Annotated in this window: 18 protein-coding genes and 1 pseudogene; 4 read left to right on the forward strand and 15 right to left on the reverse strand. The window is 61.0% G+C overall.

The annotated features are described in order from the left end of the window. Positions 1-116: 116 nt before the first annotated feature. Positions 117-599: a GNAT family N-acetyltransferase gene (locus J5M72_RS11830; RefSeq protein ID WP_039770630.1), complete on the reverse strand. Its 483-nt coding sequence runs from the start codon at positions 597-599 to the stop codon at positions 117-119. Positions 600-670: 71 nt separating this feature from the next. On the opposite strand from J5M72_RS11830, the pseudogene J5M72_RS28930 reads away from it, so the two are divergent. The 4 genes and pseudogenes from J5M72_RS28930 to J5M72_RS11845 all read left to right on the forward strand — a co-directional run. Further along, positions 671-814, forward strand: a pseudogene (locus J5M72_RS28930) (phosphohydrolase); the annotation flags it as partial. A gap of 82 nt (positions 815-896) precedes the next feature. Beyond that, on the forward strand, positions 897-1,241 hold the full coding sequence (locus J5M72_RS11835) for a hypothetical protein (protein ID WP_207865531.1): 345 nt from the start codon (positions 897-899) through the stop codon (positions 1,239-1,241). A 59-nt stretch (positions 1,242-1,300) separates the two neighbouring features. Beyond that, complete coding sequence (locus tag J5M72_RS11840; protein WP_011335416.1) at positions 1,301-1,555, forward strand: hypothetical protein; 255 nt, start codon at positions 1,301-1,303, stop codon at positions 1,553-1,555. Between the two features lie 88 nt (positions 1,556-1,643). Further along, positions 1,644-2,024, forward strand: a complete 381-nt coding sequence (locus tag J5M72_RS11845; protein WP_207865532.1) for a Rho termination factor N-terminal domain-containing protein — start codon at positions 1,644-1,646, stop codon at positions 2,022-2,024. Positions 2,025-2,065: 41 nt separating this feature from the next. Here J5M72_RS11845 and J5M72_RS11850 read toward each other — a convergent pair whose 3' ends face one another. The 14 genes from J5M72_RS11850 to J5M72_RS11915 all read right to left on the reverse strand — a co-directional run bounded on the left by J5M72_RS11850 (position 2,066) and on the right by J5M72_RS11915 (position 16,229). Further along, the gene (locus J5M72_RS11850) at positions 2,066-2,995 is read right to left on the reverse strand and encodes a PfkB family carbohydrate kinase (protein ID WP_207865533.1); all 930 of its coding nucleotides are present in this window, start codon (positions 2,993-2,995) and stop codon (positions 2,066-2,068) included. Further along, complete coding sequence (locus J5M72_RS11855) at positions 2,988-4,454, reverse strand: cytosine permease (protein WP_207865534.1); 1,467 nt, start codon at positions 4,452-4,454, stop codon at positions 2,988-2,990. The genes J5M72_RS11850 and J5M72_RS11855 overlap by 8 nt, the downstream gene beginning before the upstream one ends. Before the next feature lie 148 nt (positions 4,455-4,602). Next, a complete protein-coding gene (locus J5M72_RS11860) occupies positions 4,603-5,601 on the reverse strand; it encodes an ADP-ribosylglycohydrolase family protein (RefSeq protein ID WP_169431422.1) in 999 nt (332 codons plus the stop codon). Next, on the reverse strand, positions 5,598-6,311 hold the full coding sequence (locus J5M72_RS11865; RefSeq protein ID WP_169431423.1) for a GntR family transcriptional regulator: 714 nt from the start codon (positions 6,309-6,311) through the stop codon (positions 5,598-5,600). The genes J5M72_RS11860 and J5M72_RS11865 overlap by 4 nt, the downstream gene beginning before the upstream one ends. A gap of 283 nt (positions 6,312-6,594) precedes the next feature. Beyond that, entirely contained in the window at positions 6,595-7,563 is a 969-nt protein-coding gene (araH, locus tag J5M72_RS11870) for an L-arabinose ABC transporter permease AraH (protein WP_011335422.1), read from the reverse strand. 12 nt (positions 7,564-7,575) lie between these two features. Then, the gene (gene araG / locus J5M72_RS11875; protein WP_207865535.1) at positions 7,576-9,120 is read right to left on the reverse strand and encodes an L-arabinose ABC transporter ATP-binding protein AraG; all 1,545 of its coding nucleotides are present in this window, start codon (positions 9,118-9,120) and stop codon (positions 7,576-7,578) included. 56 nt (positions 9,121-9,176) lie between these two features. Then, positions 9,177-10,181: a substrate-binding domain-containing protein gene (locus J5M72_RS11880; protein WP_207865536.1), complete on the reverse strand. Its 1,005-nt coding sequence runs from the start codon at positions 10,179-10,181 to the stop codon at positions 9,177-9,179. Between the two features lie 144 nt (positions 10,182-10,325). Further along, positions 10,326-11,144 carry an SDR family oxidoreductase gene (locus tag J5M72_RS11885; RefSeq protein WP_011335425.1) on the reverse strand — a complete coding sequence of 273 codons (819 nt, stop codon included), beginning with the start codon at positions 11,142-11,144 and terminating at the stop codon, positions 10,326-10,328. A gap of 270 nt (positions 11,145-11,414) precedes the next feature. Further along, positions 11,415-12,290, reverse strand: a complete 876-nt coding sequence (locus J5M72_RS11890; RefSeq protein ID WP_169431425.1) for an SMP-30/gluconolactonase/LRE family protein — start codon at positions 12,288-12,290, stop codon at positions 11,415-11,417. 25 nt (positions 12,291-12,315) lie between these two features. After that, complete coding sequence (locus J5M72_RS11895; RefSeq protein WP_007950814.1) at positions 12,316-13,032, reverse strand: FadR/GntR family transcriptional regulator; 717 nt, start codon at positions 13,030-13,032, stop codon at positions 12,316-12,318. A gap of 101 nt (positions 13,033-13,133) precedes the next feature. Further along, positions 13,134-13,694, reverse strand: coding sequence for a DUF1285 domain-containing protein (locus tag J5M72_RS11900; protein WP_207865537.1), 561 nt, complete (start codon positions 13,692-13,694; stop codon positions 13,134-13,136). A gap of 15 nt (positions 13,695-13,709) precedes the next feature. After that, positions 13,710-14,315, reverse strand: a complete 606-nt coding sequence (locus J5M72_RS11905; RefSeq protein ID WP_207865538.1) for a DUF4823 domain-containing protein — start codon at positions 14,313-14,315, stop codon at positions 13,710-13,712. Between the two features lie 168 nt (positions 14,316-14,483). Then, positions 14,484-15,452, reverse strand: coding sequence for a radical SAM protein (locus J5M72_RS11910; protein ID WP_207865539.1), 969 nt, complete (start codon positions 15,450-15,452; stop codon positions 14,484-14,486). Positions 15,453-15,590: 138 nt separating this feature from the next. Continuing rightward, entirely contained in the window at positions 15,591-16,229 is a 639-nt protein-coding gene (locus tag J5M72_RS11915; protein ID WP_007950805.1) for a TetR/AcrR family transcriptional regulator, read from the reverse strand. Positions 16,230-16,438 lie beyond the last annotated feature (209 nt).

Below are 16,438 nucleotides of genomic sequence, written 5' to 3' on the forward strand. Positions count from 1 at the left end.
TATCATTCCCACATTATGGGACGAAGACAAAAAAAGATCGCAGCCGTCGGCAGTGCTTGCGGGAATAACAATTTCCCTGCAGTAGCTGCCGACAGCTGCGATCTTTTACGCCGGGCTCAGTTGCCCTCGGCAAACTCCCGCAACACCTTGCCATCCATGCGATACCTCACCCACTCTTCCTGCGGTTGGGCGCCAAGGGATTTGTAGAATTCGATGGCCGGGGTGTTCCAGTCCAGCACGCTCCATTCGAAGCGGCCGCAGTCGTTGGCGCAGGCGATTTTCGCGAGGTGGCGCAGCAGGGTTTTGCCGGCGCCGCCGCCCCGTTGTTCGGGGGTGATGTACAGGTCTTCGAGGTACAGGCAGTTGCTGCCCAGCCAGGTCGAATAGCTGAAGAAAAACACCGCAAAACCGATCGGCAGACCGTCGCGCAGGCAGATCAGGCCATGAGCGGTGGCGCCTTCGCTGAACAGGCTGCGCTCGATGTCGGCGACGCTGGCGATGACTTCGTGACGGGCCTTTTCGAAGTCTGCAAGTTCAGTGATGAACGCGAGGATTTGCGGAGCATCGCTGGGGGTCGCCGGGCGGATTTCGATCGTCATGGACGGGCCTTGTCGGAAAAAAGAAAACGCCATACTAAGGCGGCGCGCGGCGCTCGTCACATGGCAATCCTTTCCAGACCAGACTGCTGCACCTCGCCGACGGTTTCCAGACCGTTGCCGGTCAGCGCATGGCGCAGCTCCGTCATCGACGCTTGAAAGGTTTCATGGAGCAATTCAAGGAAGAGATCGGCCTCGAAAGCGCTCAGCCTTTCTGAACCGTTCGTCGATCATCAGGCACCAATCTTTCACGAGGGCAGACCAACAGGAGGTAAGGATTTCAATCACTGGAGACCCCCTATGAACTCGTCAAGGTTGACTGCGCTCGTATTCGCTACCCTCCTCAGCCCGGCGGTATTTGCCGCCTCGACTACCGCTGCCGGTACCGGGCCGACCGATCCGGTTACCCAGCCAAGAGCCCCCGCCATCAACAGCGCCCCCGGTATGAATACCGACGGTTCGGGTGTACCGCTGATCAATCAGCCACCCGCCACGGGAACCGATCCTCGCACCCAGGGCAGCGATCCCGGTCGCCAGGGCGGGATGAACACACCCAACGCTCCGGCTACCCCGGATAACGCCGGTCCAGGCGTCGGCTCGAAAACCACCACGGGTGGTTCGGGCTCTGAAGGCGCAGGCCAGTGATCCGTGCGTGATCCACGCAACACGCAACATGTCTTATCCACTTCCCTGAAGAGGTAACCATGAACGTCGATAAAAACCTGGAAAAAGAAGTCCTCACCCGCCTGTTGCATGCACATCCAAGCGGCCTCGGCAAAGAGGTGCTGGACAATTATCGCGGCGAGAAAGTCGTGGCCAGCGCCCTCGCCGCCTTGCAGGAGCGTGGACTGATTCACCACGGACACATCACTTGCAATGAAGCGGGAGAACATTCGCTGAATCTGCCGATCAAGCTCAGCGCTGCGGGTGTGGAAGCGGCCCGTAAACTCGATACCTGACGCCTCCAGTCGCTGGCGCAGGCAATGGTCGAATGCACTGCCTGCGCCAGTTCATGCAGAGATTTATCCGGATACAAGGAGAATCGTCATGCCTCGTGGAAGCAAAGCCAAATACACTGAAGAGCAAAAGCGCAAAGCCAAACACATCGAAGACAGCTATCAGAACAAAGGGATGTCCAAGGACGAAGCTGAAGCCCGCGCCTGGGCGACGGTGAACAAACAGTCCGGCGGCGGTGAGAAGGCCGGAGGTTCCGGGCGCCGCAAACCTGCCAGCGCCAAGGCCGAGGACCGCAAGGAATCGGCGCGGCGCGCGGCGGTGAGTCGTGAAGGGCATTCGCGCGACAGCAAGGCTTCGCGCGAAGTGCAGACGGTCGACAGCCTGCGAAAGGAGGCCCGCGAACGGAAGATTCCCGGGCGCTCGTCGATGCGCAAGGATGAGTTGATTGCGGCATTGCGCAAGGCGAGTTGAATCAGGCTTTGCGCTGAATATTCTGGCCTTTTCGCGATCGATCAGTGATCGCAAGTCTCACGGATCAGCGCATCGACTTGGGCAGTGCCCGGTGCGGTCGCCGGGCCCCAGCGGGTGACGGCCAACGCAGCCGCGGCGTTGGCGCGCCTTGCGGCTTCGTGAGCGGACAGCCCTCGCGCCAGTCCAGCGACAAATACGCCTGCATGCGCGTCACCCGCGCCGTTGCTGTCCACGGCTTGCACTTTGAAACCCGGTACATGCCGGCGTTCGCCGCGCTGGTGAGTCCAGCAACCCTGCGGGCCGTCGCGCACCACCATCAGCACATCCTGTGGCAGGTGCACGGCCAAGCGGTCCAGCGCTGTTTCGATGTCCGCCGCGCCTGTGAAACGCAGCGCCTCGACGCTGTTGCTGGTCCACACATCGATGCGCGGCAGCAACGCCTGCATCATCGGTGAGTCCGGCGACTCCACCAGCGGGCCCGGGTCGAACACCACGTTGATCGTCTTCGCCAGCGCCAGCGTCCAATCCAGCAATGCCTGGGCCTTGCCGCTGTGCAGCAGGCTGTAGCCGCTGACGTAGACGTAGTCCCCCGCCTCGGCTGCAACGCTGTTCAGCTCCGCTGCCGTCACTTCACCTTCGGCGCCGATGTAGGAAATGAAACTGCGCTCGGCCGATGCATCGGTCAGCGCCACGCAGATCCCGGTGTCGCGTTCTGCAGGCTGTTCGATGCCGATGCGGATGCCTTCGGCGTTCATCGCCTGGCGCGCCAGATCGCCGAAACGACCGTTGCCGTGGCGACCGAGATAGACCACCGGCAAACCGTTGCGCGCGGCGGCGGCCATCACATTGAAGCCACCGCCGGCTTCGAAACTGGCGGACTGCGCCAGCACGTCACCGCCGATTTGCGGCAGCGCCTCCACGGCCATGACCAGGTCGATGATGACCTGGCCGGTGTGCAACATCTTAGGCATGAGCATTCTCGGTTTGCGCAGCGCGGCGATCTCTCGCCCCGCCGAGTACGAAGTAAATGCCGCCGGCCACCACGAAGGTCACGATCCAGCCGAGGCCGTTGTGGCCCAGCCACGAATCGGACAGAAAGCCCTTGAACCAGACGTTCTCGGCGGTGGTACCGATGGTGGTGAAACTGAAACCCAGCACAATGGCAATCGCCCACGCGCCGAATGCGCGCCACTCGATGCCGCCGCTGTACCAGTAGGCGCTGCTCGGGCTGACGTCGAGCAGATCTTTGGGGCTGTAGTAGTGACGGTGAATCAGGTCGACCACGAAGATCCCGACCCACGCGGTGATCGGTACCGCCAGCAGCGAAATGAAAGTGATGAACGGGCCGTAGAAACTGTCGGCGATCAGCATGAAGTAGATCGAACCGGCGAAGATCGCGACGATGTCGACCACCACCGCGTACACGCGTTTGACCTTCAGGCCGAGGGTCAGCGTGGTCAGGCCGGCGGAATACACCGACAGGTTGTTCGACAGCAACAGACCACCGAACGCGGTGATCAGATACGGCACAGCCATCCAGGTGGGCAGCATGTCGCGGATCGCCACGATCGGGTCAGTCGCCGACGCCAGGTCGTTGTTGCCCACCGAGAGCAGGCCGCCGAGGGTGATCAGCAGTACCAGCGGAATACCCGCACCGAATGCTGCAGATGCAACCAGGCGCACGGCTTTGACGCTGCGATGCTGATAGCGCGACATGTCGGCGCCGGCGTTGGCCCAGCCGATCCCGGTGCCGGCGGCCATGGTGCCGATGCCGATGATCATCGCGCTCATCGGCGCTGGCGTGGCATTGAACACCGCGCTCCAGTCGATGGTCGCGCAGAGGAAGCCGCCGACCAGAATGTTCAGCGCGCCGAACACGTAGGTCGCCCATTTCTGGATCACCAGCAAGGTGGCGTGGCCGAGGCCGGAAACCGACAAGGTCAGCAACACGAAAATCGCGATGAAAATCAGGGTCAACACCGGCGCGCTTTTGGCTTCAACCGGCGAGCCAAACAGGATCGAGCACAACGACAACAGCACGAACGCCGCGGTGGTGGTATTGACCGTTTCCCAGCCCAGGCGCGACATCAGCGACACCAGCGTCGGGCCGATATTGCCGCGCACACCGAAGATCGCCCGCGACAACGTCAGGCTCGGCGCACGACCGCGACGGCCGGCAATCGAGATGATCCCCACCACCGCGAACGAACCGGCAGCGCCGAGAATGGCGACGATAATCGCCTGCCAGATCGCCAGGCCGCGAAACGCAACCAGCGTGGCGCCCAGCGGTAGGCCGAGGATGGAAATGTTGGCCGCGAACCAGACCCAGAACAGTTGCAGCGGATGGCCGTTGCACTCGCCTTCCGGCACCGGTTCGATGCCCCGGGTTTCCAGTTGCCCGGCGCTTTGCCCGGCGTTCGATGAACTCATGAAAAATGCTCCTGTTTGCCTTTATTGTGGTTGTGGCAATGACGCAGAACGACCAGACATCCCGCCCTTCCTGGGCCTGCCTGCGCGATCCATTGCGGGTGAAAATTCGAGATTTGTGGTGCGCCTTTTCGCGATGACGCCAGTTCACTCAACGCAAGGCCAACAGCCCCTGCACCAACGGTTCCAGCTCCAGATCGTTGACGGCCTTCACCGTCTCGATCATCGGTGCCGGCCAGCTCTGCAGGCCCAGGCAGGCCCCGAGCATGGCGCCGAGAATCGCGGCGATGGTATCGGTGTCGCCACCCAGGCTCGCGGCCATGCACAGCGCATCGAACGGCGTCATTTCACCGACCGCGACTTGCTGCGCGAGGGCGAACGACACCACCACCGATTCCTGCGAGGCCACCGAGGTGCCGATCACGTCGTACAGCAGATCCGCGAGCAACACCGGGTCGCTCTCGACACTGATGCTGCGCGCCCAACTGATCCGCGAAGCGATGCGCCCACCGGCCACCCAGTGCCCGTGGGTTTCCGCTTGCTGAGCGATCTGTTGGCCGAGGTTCAGCGCCGCGCCCAGATCCAGGCCGTTGATGCCGGCCGAGACCACCGCCGCCACCGCCGCCGCGCTGGAAATCCCCAGCGTGGTGTTGTGAGTGACCTGACAGGCCTGCACCACCGCCGCGATGAAGCGCTCCGGATCGGCGACATCCGCCGCGATCCCCACCGGGGTGATGCGCATCGCTGCGCCGTTGGTGGTGCCGTAGCGCCCGGCCTCTTCCGGCGAATGGCCGGCGAGGATCATTTCGATTGCACGTTTGGTCGACGGACCGAGCAAGTCCTGCGAGCCCTTGGCCTGCATCTCGGCTTCCCATTCGATCAACCGTTGCGCGAGCACCGCCGGCTCGATCCGGCCCTTGCCTTCGATCAGCAACTCGCCGACCAGAATCGCCTGTTCGGTGTCGTCAGTGATCGAGCCTTTGGGCATGTTCGCGGCAATCGGTTGCAAGGGGCCGGCATCTTGCAGATCGGTGATCTGGCCGAAGCGCTGCTTGATGGCTTCGCGGTTCAGCGATTGCGTCGGCATGCCCAGCGCGTCGCCCAGGGCCAGGCCATAAAACGCGCCCAGGGCACGGTCGAGGGCGGTCATTTCGATTCTCCAAATTGCAGGTGCAGCCGAAAATGCACCGGGTCGAGCAGGCTTTCAACTTGCTCCATGAAGCGGTTTTGCCGGTCGTAAGTGGTGCGCAGCGCTTTCAGAAATACCGTGCCTTCAGGGCGCCCGAGCAGTTCGGCATCGACAGCGTTGAGCGGCTCGGCGCCGATCCACTGGTCGCCGCGCTCGCCGATGTAACCGTAGGCGGCCAGGGTGATGGTCAGGGAGTTATCGATCAGGCCGACTCGCGGCAGGCTTTCCAGGCCTCCGCTGGCGGGCATCAGAGAGCGTTCAAGGGACACCGCCGTGCCATCGTTGGAACGGCGGCGACGTTCGAGAAGAATGAATTGATCGGAGCCGAAACGCGGCAGCAGATCCTCGCGGGTCACGGCTTCCAGGCGCAACACGTCGGTATTGATCATCGCCCCGCTGTCGGCCAAGGCCTGAGCCCAGCCGCTGCGCTGATCGAGTGCCACCCCGTCAAACGTGACGATGGAACCGACCCCGCTTTGCGTGGCGATGTAATTGCGCCGCTTCAGTTCGGCCAGCGCTTCGCGCAACGTGCCACGGCTGACGTTGAATTCCTGAGCCAACTGATGCTCGCCGGGCAACAGAAAGCCGTCCTCCATGAGGCCGCTTTCGATGCGTCGGACGAGCTCGTCGACCACCCGTTGTTTCTTGTCAAATCGTACCTGTCTAATCATGTACAAAGTGATAACCGAAACGGGTTGGGACGGGCAAGGGAAATTTTGGGTGGGGTGACGGAAGGCGGGAAGATCAAGAGCGCCCTCATCGGAACGCCGCCCGCCTAGCCCTCTCCCGGAGGGAGGGGGGACTGAATGGGGGATATTCGGGAGGTACGCCGACCTGAAAAGGCTTTGCCGAATCCTTAATCGACTGGATTCTTCAGGTCAATGTAGAGTGCAAGACACCTCGGTCGGCTCCCTCTCCCTCCGGGAGAGGGCTGGGGTGAGGGAGCTTTTGATCTTAGCGTTGCTTGAGACGGTCGATAACCACAGCCAGCAGCAGAATCGACCCTCGAATCACGTACTGGTAGAACGTGTCGATATTCTTCAGGTTCATCGCATTCTCGATAATCGCCAGAATCAACACCCCGGCAATCACATGCCGGATCATCCCGATCCCGCCACTCAGCGACACCCCGCCCAGCACGCAGGCCGAAATCACCGTCAGCTCAAAACCCTGGCCGATCATCGGCTGACCCGAAGTCATCCGCGACGCCAGAATCACCCCGGCCAACGCACCAATCACCCCATGCACGGCGAAGATGATGATCTTGGTTCGATCAACATTCACCCCCGCCAGCAACGCCGCTTCCTGGTTGCCGCCGATGGCCATGGTGTTGCGCCCGTAGGTCGTGTAGTTCAGCAACCAGCCAAAAAACAGGAAGCAGACGATGGTTATCAAAATCGGCACCGGCACGCCGAACAACTGGCCGTTGCCGAACACGAAAAACGATTCCTGCGATACGCCCACCGCTTTGCCATTGGCAAAGATGTAAGCCAGGCCACGGACGATCTGCATGGTCGCCAGCGTCGTGATCAGCGCATTGACCCGCAACTTGGCGATCACGATGCCGTTGATCAGGCCGACGATCAGGCCCATCACCAGCGCCGCGCTGACGCCGAGAAACACGCTGTTGGTGTCGCGCATCACCACCGCTGCGACCACCCCGGCGCAGGCAATCACCGACCCCACCGACAAGTCGAAGTGCCCCGACGCCAGGCAATACAACATGGTGCACGCGGCGATCCCGGTGGTGGAAATCGCCAGGCCCAGGCCACGCATGTTCAGCGGCGAGAGGAAGTTGTCGATCAGCAAGGTGCAGGCGACAAAAATGCCCACCGCCGCCAGCAGCATCACCCAGTCATCGAGAAAGCGCCGCATATCCAGGGGTTTGCGCTCGGTCGGCAGGGTTTCGTTTTGGGTTGTCATCATAGTCACCTCTCAGTTCGCCACGCCGTCAGCGCGGTGGCGCGGCAAAGCCAGTTGCAGCAGGTTGGATTCGTTGGCCTGGTCGCGGCTGACTTCGCCACGCAGGGCGCCCTCGCACAGCACCAGAATGCGGTCGGAAATACCCATCACTTCCATCAGATCGCTGGACACCACGACCACCGAAATACCGTCGGCGGCCAGGTTATGGATGATCTGATAGATCTCGGCCTTGGCACCGATGTCGATGCCGCGGGTCGGCTCGTCGAGCAGCAGGACTTTCATCGGCATCGACAGCCAGCGGCCGAGAATGGCTTTCTGCTGATTGCCACCGGACAGGAACTTGATCTGTTGCCCGGCGTGGGGCGTTTTCACTTTCAGGGCCTTGATCTGTTTCTCGGCATTGCCCTTTTCCCAGATCCCGCGCAGCAGGCAACCGAGCCCGGAATGCGCGCCGCGTGCACTGATATTGATGTTCTCGGCGACGCTGGCGAGCGGGATGATGCCTTCCTTCTTGCGATCCTCCGGGCACAGCAGAATCCCGGCGGCAATCGCATCGCGGGGCGAGCGCAGCTTCAGTTCATGGCCGCGCAATTCCAGGCGTCCGGCAGTGTTGCGCTCCAGACCACTGAGCAGCCGGAACAGCTCGGTGCGCCCTGCCCCGACCAGTCCGAACAGCCCCAGAATCTCGCCTTTGTGCGCATCGAAACTGATCGGCTCGCGCAGGCCCGGGCCGAGCAATCCATCGACTCTCAATGCCACTGCGCCACGGGGGCGACCGCGATAATCGTAGATGTCCTGAATGTCGCGCCCGACCATGCAAGTCACCAGTTGATCGTGGGTCAGCTGGCTCATGTCGTCGAAGGTGCGCACGTAGCGACCGTCCTTGAACACCGTCACCGCGTCGCAGATGCGGAACACTTCCTCCATGCGATGGGAGACGTAGAGCACCACTTTGCCCTCGTCGCGCAGCCGGCCGATGATCGCCATCAAGCGGTCGATTTCCCGCGCCGAGAGGCTGCTGGTCGGTTCGTCGAAGGCAATCACATGGGCGCCACGGGACAACGCCTTGGCGATCTCCACCAGTTGCCGCTGGCCGAGGGACAGGCGTCCGACCTTGGTCTGCGGGTCGATTTCATCGGCCAGGCCCTTGAGGCAAGCCAAGGCTTGCTGACGCAGCGCGCCACGATTGATCAGGCCGAAGCTGGCCGGCAGGTGACCGAGGAACAGGTTCTCGGCCACGGTCATTTCCGGCACCAGATGCAACTCCTGGTGAATCACCGCCACGCCGCTGCCGATGCTGTCGGCGGTGGACTTGAAGGCCATTGCCCGCTCACCGATCTGCAACTCGCCGCTGCTCGGGATGTAGGCACCGCCGAGGATTTTCAGCAGGGTCGATTTGCCGGCGCCGTTCTCGCCCATCAAGGCGTGAACCTGCCCGGGGTGAGCGACGAAACTGATGCCGTCCAGCGCCTTCACGCCCGGGAAGGTCTTGCCGATCCCGTTGAAACGCAGGCTGCCGCTGGCGCTGTGTTCTTGTGTTTGTACTTGCGCGTGCATTTAAGCCACCTCATCACACCGTTCAAACGGCCCGGCTGCCCGGGCCGTCGCTGCCGTCAGTTCCACAGGCCGATCTTTTCCAGCTCCTGCTTGAAGTTGTCGCGGGTGATCAGGGTCACGTCGTCCATCGCGGTGTACTTCGGCGGTTCTTTGCCGGTGGTGACCCACTCGTACATCATCTCGGCGGTCTTGTAGCCTTCGATGTGCGGGCTCGGCAGCATCGAACCGTAGAAGCCACTGTTGGGCTTTTTCAACTCGCCGATGGCGTCGGTGCCGTTGATGCCGATGCCGATCACGTTGGCCGCAGCAAACCCGGCGGCTTCGGTGGCGCGCACGCCGCCCAGCACGGTGTTGTCGTTCATGCCGCCGATGATCAGGTTCTTCGCCGCGCCCGGCAGCCTGACCAGCGCCGAGTTGGTGGCGTCCATGCTGCCCGGTACGTCGAGGGTTTTCAGAGCGGCTGTCAAAATGTGATCTTTCGGCATGCCCGCGTCTTCGAGCGCCTTCATCGAGCCGTCGGTGCGCTTCTTGCCGGTGTCGAGTTCGTTGTAGGTGTTGACCACCGCGTAAGTGTCTTTCCAGTCCCAGTTACGCTTTTTCGCTTCGGCGGCCATCGCGGCGCCCTGCTTCTGGCCGACTTCGAACGCGGCCATGCCGAGGTACGGCACGTCTTCCATGAACTTGCCATTGGCGTCGACGAAGCGGTCGTCGACGGCAATCACTTTCAGATCATTGAGTTTGGCCTTGGCCAAGATCGCTGGGCCGAGGGACACGTCCGGCGGGCAGATGACGAAGCCCTTGGCGCCATTGGCTGCGAGGCTGTCGATGGCCGAGAGGGTTTTCTCGCCGTCCGGCACGGCGATCTTGATCAGTTCGAAGCCCTTGTCCTTGGCGGCTTTCTCGGCGAAGGCCCATTCAGTCTGGAACCACGGCTCTTCAGCCTGCTTGACCAGAAAACCGATCTTCACCGGATCGGCGGCCAGCAGCGAACTGCTCAGGCTGAACGCAGTGACCGCCAACGCGGTACTGCACAGGGTACGAATCCCGAAACGACGTTTCATAAGCAGACTCCTTGTTATTTTTCTTGAGCGTTATTTGAAAAACGTTAAAGCGGTCGAAGCGTTTCCTGCGCATCATGACGACAATAGTCATATCGTATGATGATTGGATTTCAGGCGGACCTTTCCACCTGAAATCCGCTTTTCTCAGTCGTGGTACATCACCGAGCGGCCACCATCGATGGTGATGCACGAGGCATTGATGAACGGCGCTTCATCACTGGCCAGGAACACGGCGGTCATCGCCACTTCAATCGGCTGGCCGATGCGTTTCGGCGGATGCAGATCGAAAGCGCGCTGGCGTTCGGCGTGCGGGTCGGCAAAGCCGTTCCAGTAGTCGACGTTGAGCTGGGTTTCGATGTAGCCCGGGGCGATGGCGTTGACGCGAATGCCCTTCGGCGCGTACTCGATGCCCAGCGCGCGGGTCAGCCCGAGCAGACCGTGCTTGGCCACCGGGTACGGGAAGCAGCCGGGAATGATGTTTGTCGAATGGGTCGAGGCAATGTTGATGATGCTGCCGATGCCCTGCTCGATCATCTGCGGCAGCACGGCTTTGCAGCCGTACCAGGCGCCGTCGAGATCGATGGCGAAGCAGCGTTTCCAGTCTTCTTCGGTCATTTCCAGCGGATCGCGGAACACGTTGACCCCGGCGCAGTTGACCAGCACGTCGATGCGACCGTGCAGTTCGATGGCCAGTTTGGCCATGGCGTGCAGATCCTGCTGACGCGATACATCGGCCTTGATCGCTTGCACGTCGGCGCCCTGCTCGCGCCAGTGCGCGGCGACTTTCTCGACCTTTTCAGCCTGGATATCGCTGATCACCAGTTTGGCCTGTTGCGAGGCAAAGGTCGCGACGATTGCTTCACCGATGCCTTGGGCAGCGCCGGTCAGCAGCACGACCTTGTTTTTCAGGCGCTCACCCTTCGGTGGCTCGGGCACGGGCGGCAGGGACAGAGGTTCAGCCATGGATCAGGACTCCTGTTCGAAAGCATAAAAAAACCGGGCATCTGACGATGTCCGGTCTGGAAGGCTTGTGGAACAAAACAGGCGAGCGCACGCCACGGAACCGAAACGGCCCGAAGCGCTGACTCCGCTGTGGAGTGCGATGAAAATTCGCTGCATCACTTCACCTGTTTTGTTCTTTTTAAGTGTGAGTGCGTGTTACTGCTGGAGCCGACTATAAACCCGACCGCCAAATAATCTCAATATATAATTTTGCATCCCATATTTTGGGATTTAACTGGCAAATCGCGTACAGAGCTTTCCGGCAACATCAACCCGCATCGACAGCACGGCGCCGTCCAGCGAGTGGTTCAGCGGACTTTTGGCGCTGGTGATGTACAGCGTTTTCAGGTCTGCGCCGCCAAATACACAACTGGTCGGGCGGCTGATCGGCAGGTCGATCTTGCGGTCGATCTGGCCATTCGGTGTCAGGCGCAGCAGGCAACTGCCGTCCCAACGGGCATTCCACACGTAGCCTTCGGCGTCCATCGCCGAACCGTCCGGGCCGCCGTTCTGATCGGCGCTGTACCAAGGCTGGGCGGTGTCGAGGTTGCCGTCGGTGTGAATGAAGTAGCGGTACAGCGTGCTGTCGAGGCTGTCGCCGAACAGCAACGTGGTGCCGTCGTCACTCCAGAGCAGCGTGTTGGGAATGCCAAGACCCCGTAGCAACGGCGTGACTCTTTTGTCCGGATCAATCCGGAACAGCCCGCCGGAACGACGGGTGATCGGCAGATCCTCGCCGTGTTCGCCGATGTTGTTTTGCATGGTGCCTAGCCACAAGCGGCCCTGACCATCGCAGCGCGCTTCGTTGGCACGATTGCCCGGTTGCGGATCGGCGACGCAGAACAGCGACAGTCGCGGTTCAAGTCCGGGAGAATCCAGATCAAGTCGGTAGACGCCGCTGCTCAGGGTCACCAGCGCATCGCCGCTGGCGCAGGGAATGAACGCCGAGACGTGTTCCGGCATCTGCCAGATCTGCACGTTCTGCCCGATCAGCCGCAGCGCCTGCCTGCCAGCGATGTCCACCCAGTACAGCGCCTGAGTCGGTGCGTCCCAGAACGGGCCTTCGCCCAGTTGCGCCCGATGCTCTGTCACCGCAGTCCACGTCATGCAACCTCCTGTCTTGTTGTTTTTGTCAGCTGGCTTTCTTGTCGGCCATCACCTGCGGGTAAAACCGCTTGATGGCCAGGTCGGCATTGTCGATCAGGGTCATGCAGGCCCACACCCCGCGCGCGGCATCCCGGGCGGCGATGGCGTCGGCCATGTCTTTGTGGATGGGCAGTGTCCGGCGCAATTCGTCGGGGTCGGCTGCGGAAACTTCGAAAGACACGGCGAGCAGCGCGCCGAGGGCCGGCACCATTTGCTCGATGAATTGATTATGGCTGGCGGCGAGTATGCATTCGTGGAAGAACTGGTCGGCACGGTTGTAATCGATGCCGCTGTCCACTGCCCGCTCAAGCGCGTTGTAGGCCTGCTGCACGGCTTGCACCTGTTCCACGGTCGCCCGCTCGCAGGCCCAGCGCACCGCCATCGGTTCGATGGTGCGGCGCAGGTCGAGCAGGTCATCGACGAAGTTTTCCGGCAGGCCGCTACGTGACAGCCAGCCCACGACTTGCGGATCGAACAGGTTCCAGCGTTTGATCGGCAGCACCCGCGTGCCGACTTTCGGCCCGACTTCAAGCATGCCTTTGGCGACGAGGGTCTTGATGGCTTCGCGGATGACGGTGCGGCTGACCCCGAGCTGCTCGCCCAGATCGGCCTCGACCTTGATCGCCTGCCCCGGTTTTACCTGGCCGGCGGCGATCCAGGCGCCCAGCCAGTCAACCGTTGATGCGTGAAAACTGCTCGACATGGACACCCCGAAGCCGTTCGCTGTGAGTGTCTACGCTAATCATCATACGATTGGGAGTCAACGACAAAAAACCGCAGCCTGCTTTCACAGACTGCGGTTTCTTAGGGTTCGAGGCCGATGCGGAAGAATTCGCCGCTACTCCAGACGCCGAGCCAGCGCTGGCCATCGATTTCCCGGCTGACTGCCAGTTCGACCAATTGGTAGAACACGTTGCGATGGATCAGCGCTTCGAGGTTGGTGCGTACATGCACATAAGGGGCTGGTTCTTGAGTGACCGGGTCGATCTCGACGCGGAGCGGATGTTGCGCGCCGGCCTCGGTGGTTTCATCGACATTGGTGGTAAAGCGCAGCACTTGCGACTCGCCCTCGCCCTCCACCTCGACGGCAATCGCCACGAAGGGCGAGTCATCGACCTTGATCCCGACTTTCTCAACTGGCGTGATCAGGAAGTAATCATCGCCATCGCGGCGGATGATGGTGGAGAACAGCTTGACCATCGGCTTGCGCCCGATCGGCGTACCCAGGTAATACCAGGTGCCGTCGCGGGCGATGCGCATGTCGATGTCGCCGCAGAAGTCCGGGTTCCACAAGTGCACCGGCGGCAAGCCTTTGGTTTTGGGGATTTGCCCCAGCAGGTCATTGGCTTTTTGCGGGCCACTCATGGCGTACTCCTTGAATTACTGGTCCCCGACGCCCAGCAGGCTGCGCGCATATTGCGCGAGCGGTGGGCCGATCAGGTCTTCGGGCTTGTTATCGTGGAACGTCAGTAAACCGCCACGACTCTTGATCCGTGCAGTATCAATCAAATACTGGGTGCTGGTCTCGATCAACATGATCTGAATCACGCCGCCGTCGATACCGAGGCGATCCACGGCTTCCTGATCGAGCCACTCATCGGAGTTGCCGATGCGGTCGTCGGCCTTGGCGAAACGGGTGTAAAGCAAGTAATGAGCACCGGCGTCGCGGGCTTCGCCCATCGCCTGGTCGAGGCCTTCCGGCACGCGGGCGCGGCGGACCATCGGGAAGTATTCGACGAAGCCTTTGAAGGCCTCTTCAGCGACTACGTTGGGGCGCGGGTAGGAACCACCCGGCGGCGCGAACGAGCCTTGCGCGATGTAGATGAACGAATCGGGCTGAATACGGAAATTGTTAACGCGGCGGCTGTCGCTGTGATCCAGCAGACCCGCGTCGCTCATCTGGTAGCGAGTCCCTTCGGCCATGTCACTGACAGTCATACAGCCGCCCAGCGCCATAACGGCCAGCAGCAAAACCAGGCTACGCATCCTAATCCTCCAGAAGCCGGTGACGGAAAACCGGCGAATGGCCGTAGGATGCAGCTTTTGCGCCATTTCCAGATCTTCGTCGATTGTTCGATCGTAATCGCGAGCAGGCTCGCTCCCACAGGAGGCAGCATTTACCTGTGGGAGCGAGCCTGCTCGCGATGAGGATTTTCAGCCGCCGATGATCTTCATGACGGTGGCGCCACCAGAGAATGCGACTTCCTGCTTGTCGCCCAACGCCTTGACCAGCAATCGTTGCAACGCCGGCAGCGCCTCGTGACGCGGTTTGTCGAGCAGGTCACCGACATAGTGGCGGTTGCTCGACGACAGGCAACCATGCAGCCATCCGGTGGACGACAGGCGCAGGCGCGAGCAGGTTCGGCAGAACGGCACGCTCTCGTTGGCGATCACGCCGAAATTGCCCAGACCGGGAATCGCATAGCGAACAGCCGTGGCGTCCACCGGCGCGTCGGTTTGCGCATACTCGTAATGCTCGCCGATCAGACTCAGCAGCTGTTGCAGGCTGACAAACTGTTGCAGGAAGGCATTGGAGTCGGTGGCCAGGTGGCCCATTCGCATCAACTCGATGAAACGCAGTTCAAAGCCGCGTTCAAGGCAGTAATCGAGCAACGGCATCACCTGGTCGAGGTTCTGCCCGCGCAGCGGCACCATGTTGACCTTGATCTTCATCCCCGCCGCTGCCGCCTGATCCATGCCATCCAGCACAGTGGCCAGATCGCCACCACGGGCGATGCTGCGGAACGCGCCGGCGTCCAGGGTATCGAGGGAAACGTTGATGCGTCGCAGGCCGGCATCGACCAGCAACGGGAGTTTTTTCGCCAGGAGCTGGCCGTTGGTGGTCAGGCTGATGTCTTCCAGGCCCATCTTGCCGACGGCGCTCATGAACGACTCGAGCTTGGGGCTGACCAGCGGCTCGCCACCGGTGATACGCAGGCTCTCGATACCGGCCGCTTCGATCAGATAGGCCACGCCACGTGCCATGGCCTCGGCCGACAGTTCATCCTGCGCAGCCACCAGCCGCTTGCCGTTGGGCACGCAGTAGGTACAGGCGTAATTGCAGGCTGAAGTCAGACTGATCCGCAAATTGCGAAAACGCCTGCCTTGACGGTCAACGATCATGAAGCACTCCGGCGATGGAAAATCGAGCGACTAAAACTTGACTCACAATTCAAGTTTTAGCAAGCCCTATGCCTGAGTATATTCCTGCGGTACTGCGCCATGTAGCGAAAAACACGGCGCATAAGGCGACTGAATGATTCAGCTGCTTGGCGTTTCAGGGTCGCGCTTGCGCTTGTTGCCCATGCGCACGCCGATATCCATCAGGAACTGGAAGAAACCTTCCTGATCTTCCAGCACATTGCTCCAGAACGGCGAGTGATACAGCGCCACCGCGCCGTGCACCAGCGCCCAGGATGCGCAGTAGTGGAAGTACGGCGGCACGTCTTCGAGCTTGCCTTCGCTGATGCGGCCCTTGATGAGCAGCGTCAGACGTTCGAAGTTCGAGGCACGGATCTTGTGCAGCTCCTCGACCATCTCCGGCACCTGATTGCCCTTGACCACCTTTTCTTCCAGGCGATCGAACAGGCGATAGCGCTGCGGGTCACGCATGCGGAATTCAAAGTAGGCACGGGACAGGGCTTCCTTGTCCTTGTCGACATCGGCCGAATGCAACAGCTCGTTCAAGTCGCGCTCGTAATCGAGCATCAGGCGCAGGTAGATCTCGGCCTTGGACTTGAAGTGCTTGTAGATCGTGCCTTTGCCGATACCCACGGCATCAGCAATCATCTCGACGGTGACACTGTCTTCACCTTGTTCGAGGAACAGCTTGAGCGCGGTATCGAGAATTTCTTGCTCGCGGCGACGAAACTCACGGACCTTACGAGGTTCTTTGTGCATAAGAAAAGGTCTGTAGGGGTCAAAATTCGAAGCCGCGTATTATGCCTAACTTGCGCAAAAATGCACGGATCATCCGACCATATCTGTGTTTCTTGTTCATTTCACGAACGTTTGCACGGCAATGAGAACATAACCGAAGCGAACGTATTCCAAATTTGTTTAAAAACCCCGACTGCCCCACTGGACTGAACGCCAGACTGATCAATACT

This window comes from Pseudomonas sp. 58(2021), from assembly GCF_017491585.1.
In the GTDB taxonomy this organism is placed as follows: Bacteria; Pseudomonadota; Gammaproteobacteria; order Pseudomonadales; family Pseudomonadaceae; genus Aquipseudomonas; species Aquipseudomonas fluorescens_BT.

Bases quoted from the DNA above. Each gene is read 5' to 3' on its own strand.
- J5M72_RS11830 (WP_039770630.1), bottom strand. From the start codon at position 599: ATGACGATCGAAATCCGCCCGGCGACCCCCAGCGATGCTCCGCAAATC.
- J5M72_RS11835 (WP_207865531.1), top strand. From the start codon at position 897: ATGAACTCGTCAAGGTTGACTGCGCTCGTATTCGCTACCCTCCTCAGC.
- J5M72_RS11840 (WP_011335416.1), top strand. From the start codon at position 1,301: ATGAACGTCGATAAAAACCTGGAAAAAGAAGTCCTCACCCGCCTGTTG.
- J5M72_RS11845 (WP_207865532.1), top strand. From the start codon at position 1,644: ATGCCTCGTGGAAGCAAAGCCAAATACACTGAAGAGCAAAAGCGCAAA.
- J5M72_RS11850 (WP_207865533.1), bottom strand. From the start codon at position 2,995: ATGCCTAAGATGTTGCACACCGGCCAGGTCATCATCGACCTGGTCATG.
- J5M72_RS11855 (WP_207865534.1), bottom strand. From the start codon at position 4,454: ATGAGTTCATCGAACGCCGGGCAAAGCGCCGGGCAACTGGAAACCCGG.
- J5M72_RS11860 (WP_169431422.1), bottom strand. From the start codon at position 5,601: ATGACCGCCCTCGACCGTGCCCTGGGCGCGTTTTATGGCCTGGCCCTG.
- J5M72_RS11865 (WP_169431423.1), bottom strand. From the start codon at position 6,311: ATGATTAGACAGGTACGATTTGACAAGAAACAACGGGTGGTCGACGAG.
- araH (WP_011335422.1), bottom strand. From the start codon at position 7,563: ATGACAACCCAAAACGAAACCCTGCCGACCGAGCGCAAACCCCTGGAT.
- araG (WP_207865535.1), bottom strand. From the start codon at position 9,120: ATGCACGCGCAAGTACAAACACAAGAACACAGCGCCAGCGGCAGCCTG.
- J5M72_RS11880 (WP_207865536.1), bottom strand. From the start codon at position 10,181: ATGAAACGTCGTTTCGGGATTCGTACCCTGTGCAGTACCGCGTTGGCG.
- J5M72_RS11885 (WP_011335425.1), bottom strand. From the start codon at position 11,144: ATGGCTGAACCTCTGTCCCTGCCGCCCGTGCCCGAGCCACCGAAGGGT.
- J5M72_RS11890 (WP_169431425.1), bottom strand. From the start codon at position 12,290: ATGACGTGGACTGCGGTGACAGAGCATCGGGCGCAACTGGGCGAAGGC.
- J5M72_RS11895 (WP_007950814.1), bottom strand. From the start codon at position 13,032: ATGTCGAGCAGTTTTCACGCATCAACGGTTGACTGGCTGGGCGCCTGG.
- J5M72_RS11900 (WP_207865537.1), bottom strand. From the start codon at position 13,694: ATGAGTGGCCCGCAAAAAGCCAATGACCTGCTGGGGCAAATCCCCAAA.
- J5M72_RS11905 (WP_207865538.1), bottom strand. From the start codon at position 14,315: ATGCGTAGCCTGGTTTTGCTGCTGGCCGTTATGGCGCTGGGCGGCTGT.
- J5M72_RS11910 (WP_207865539.1), bottom strand. From the start codon at position 15,452: ATGATCGTTGACCGTCAAGGCAGGCGTTTTCGCAATTTGCGGATCAGT.
- J5M72_RS11915 (WP_007950805.1), bottom strand. From the start codon at position 16,229: ATGCACAAAGAACCTCGTAAGGTCCGTGAGTTTCGTCGCCGCGAGCAA.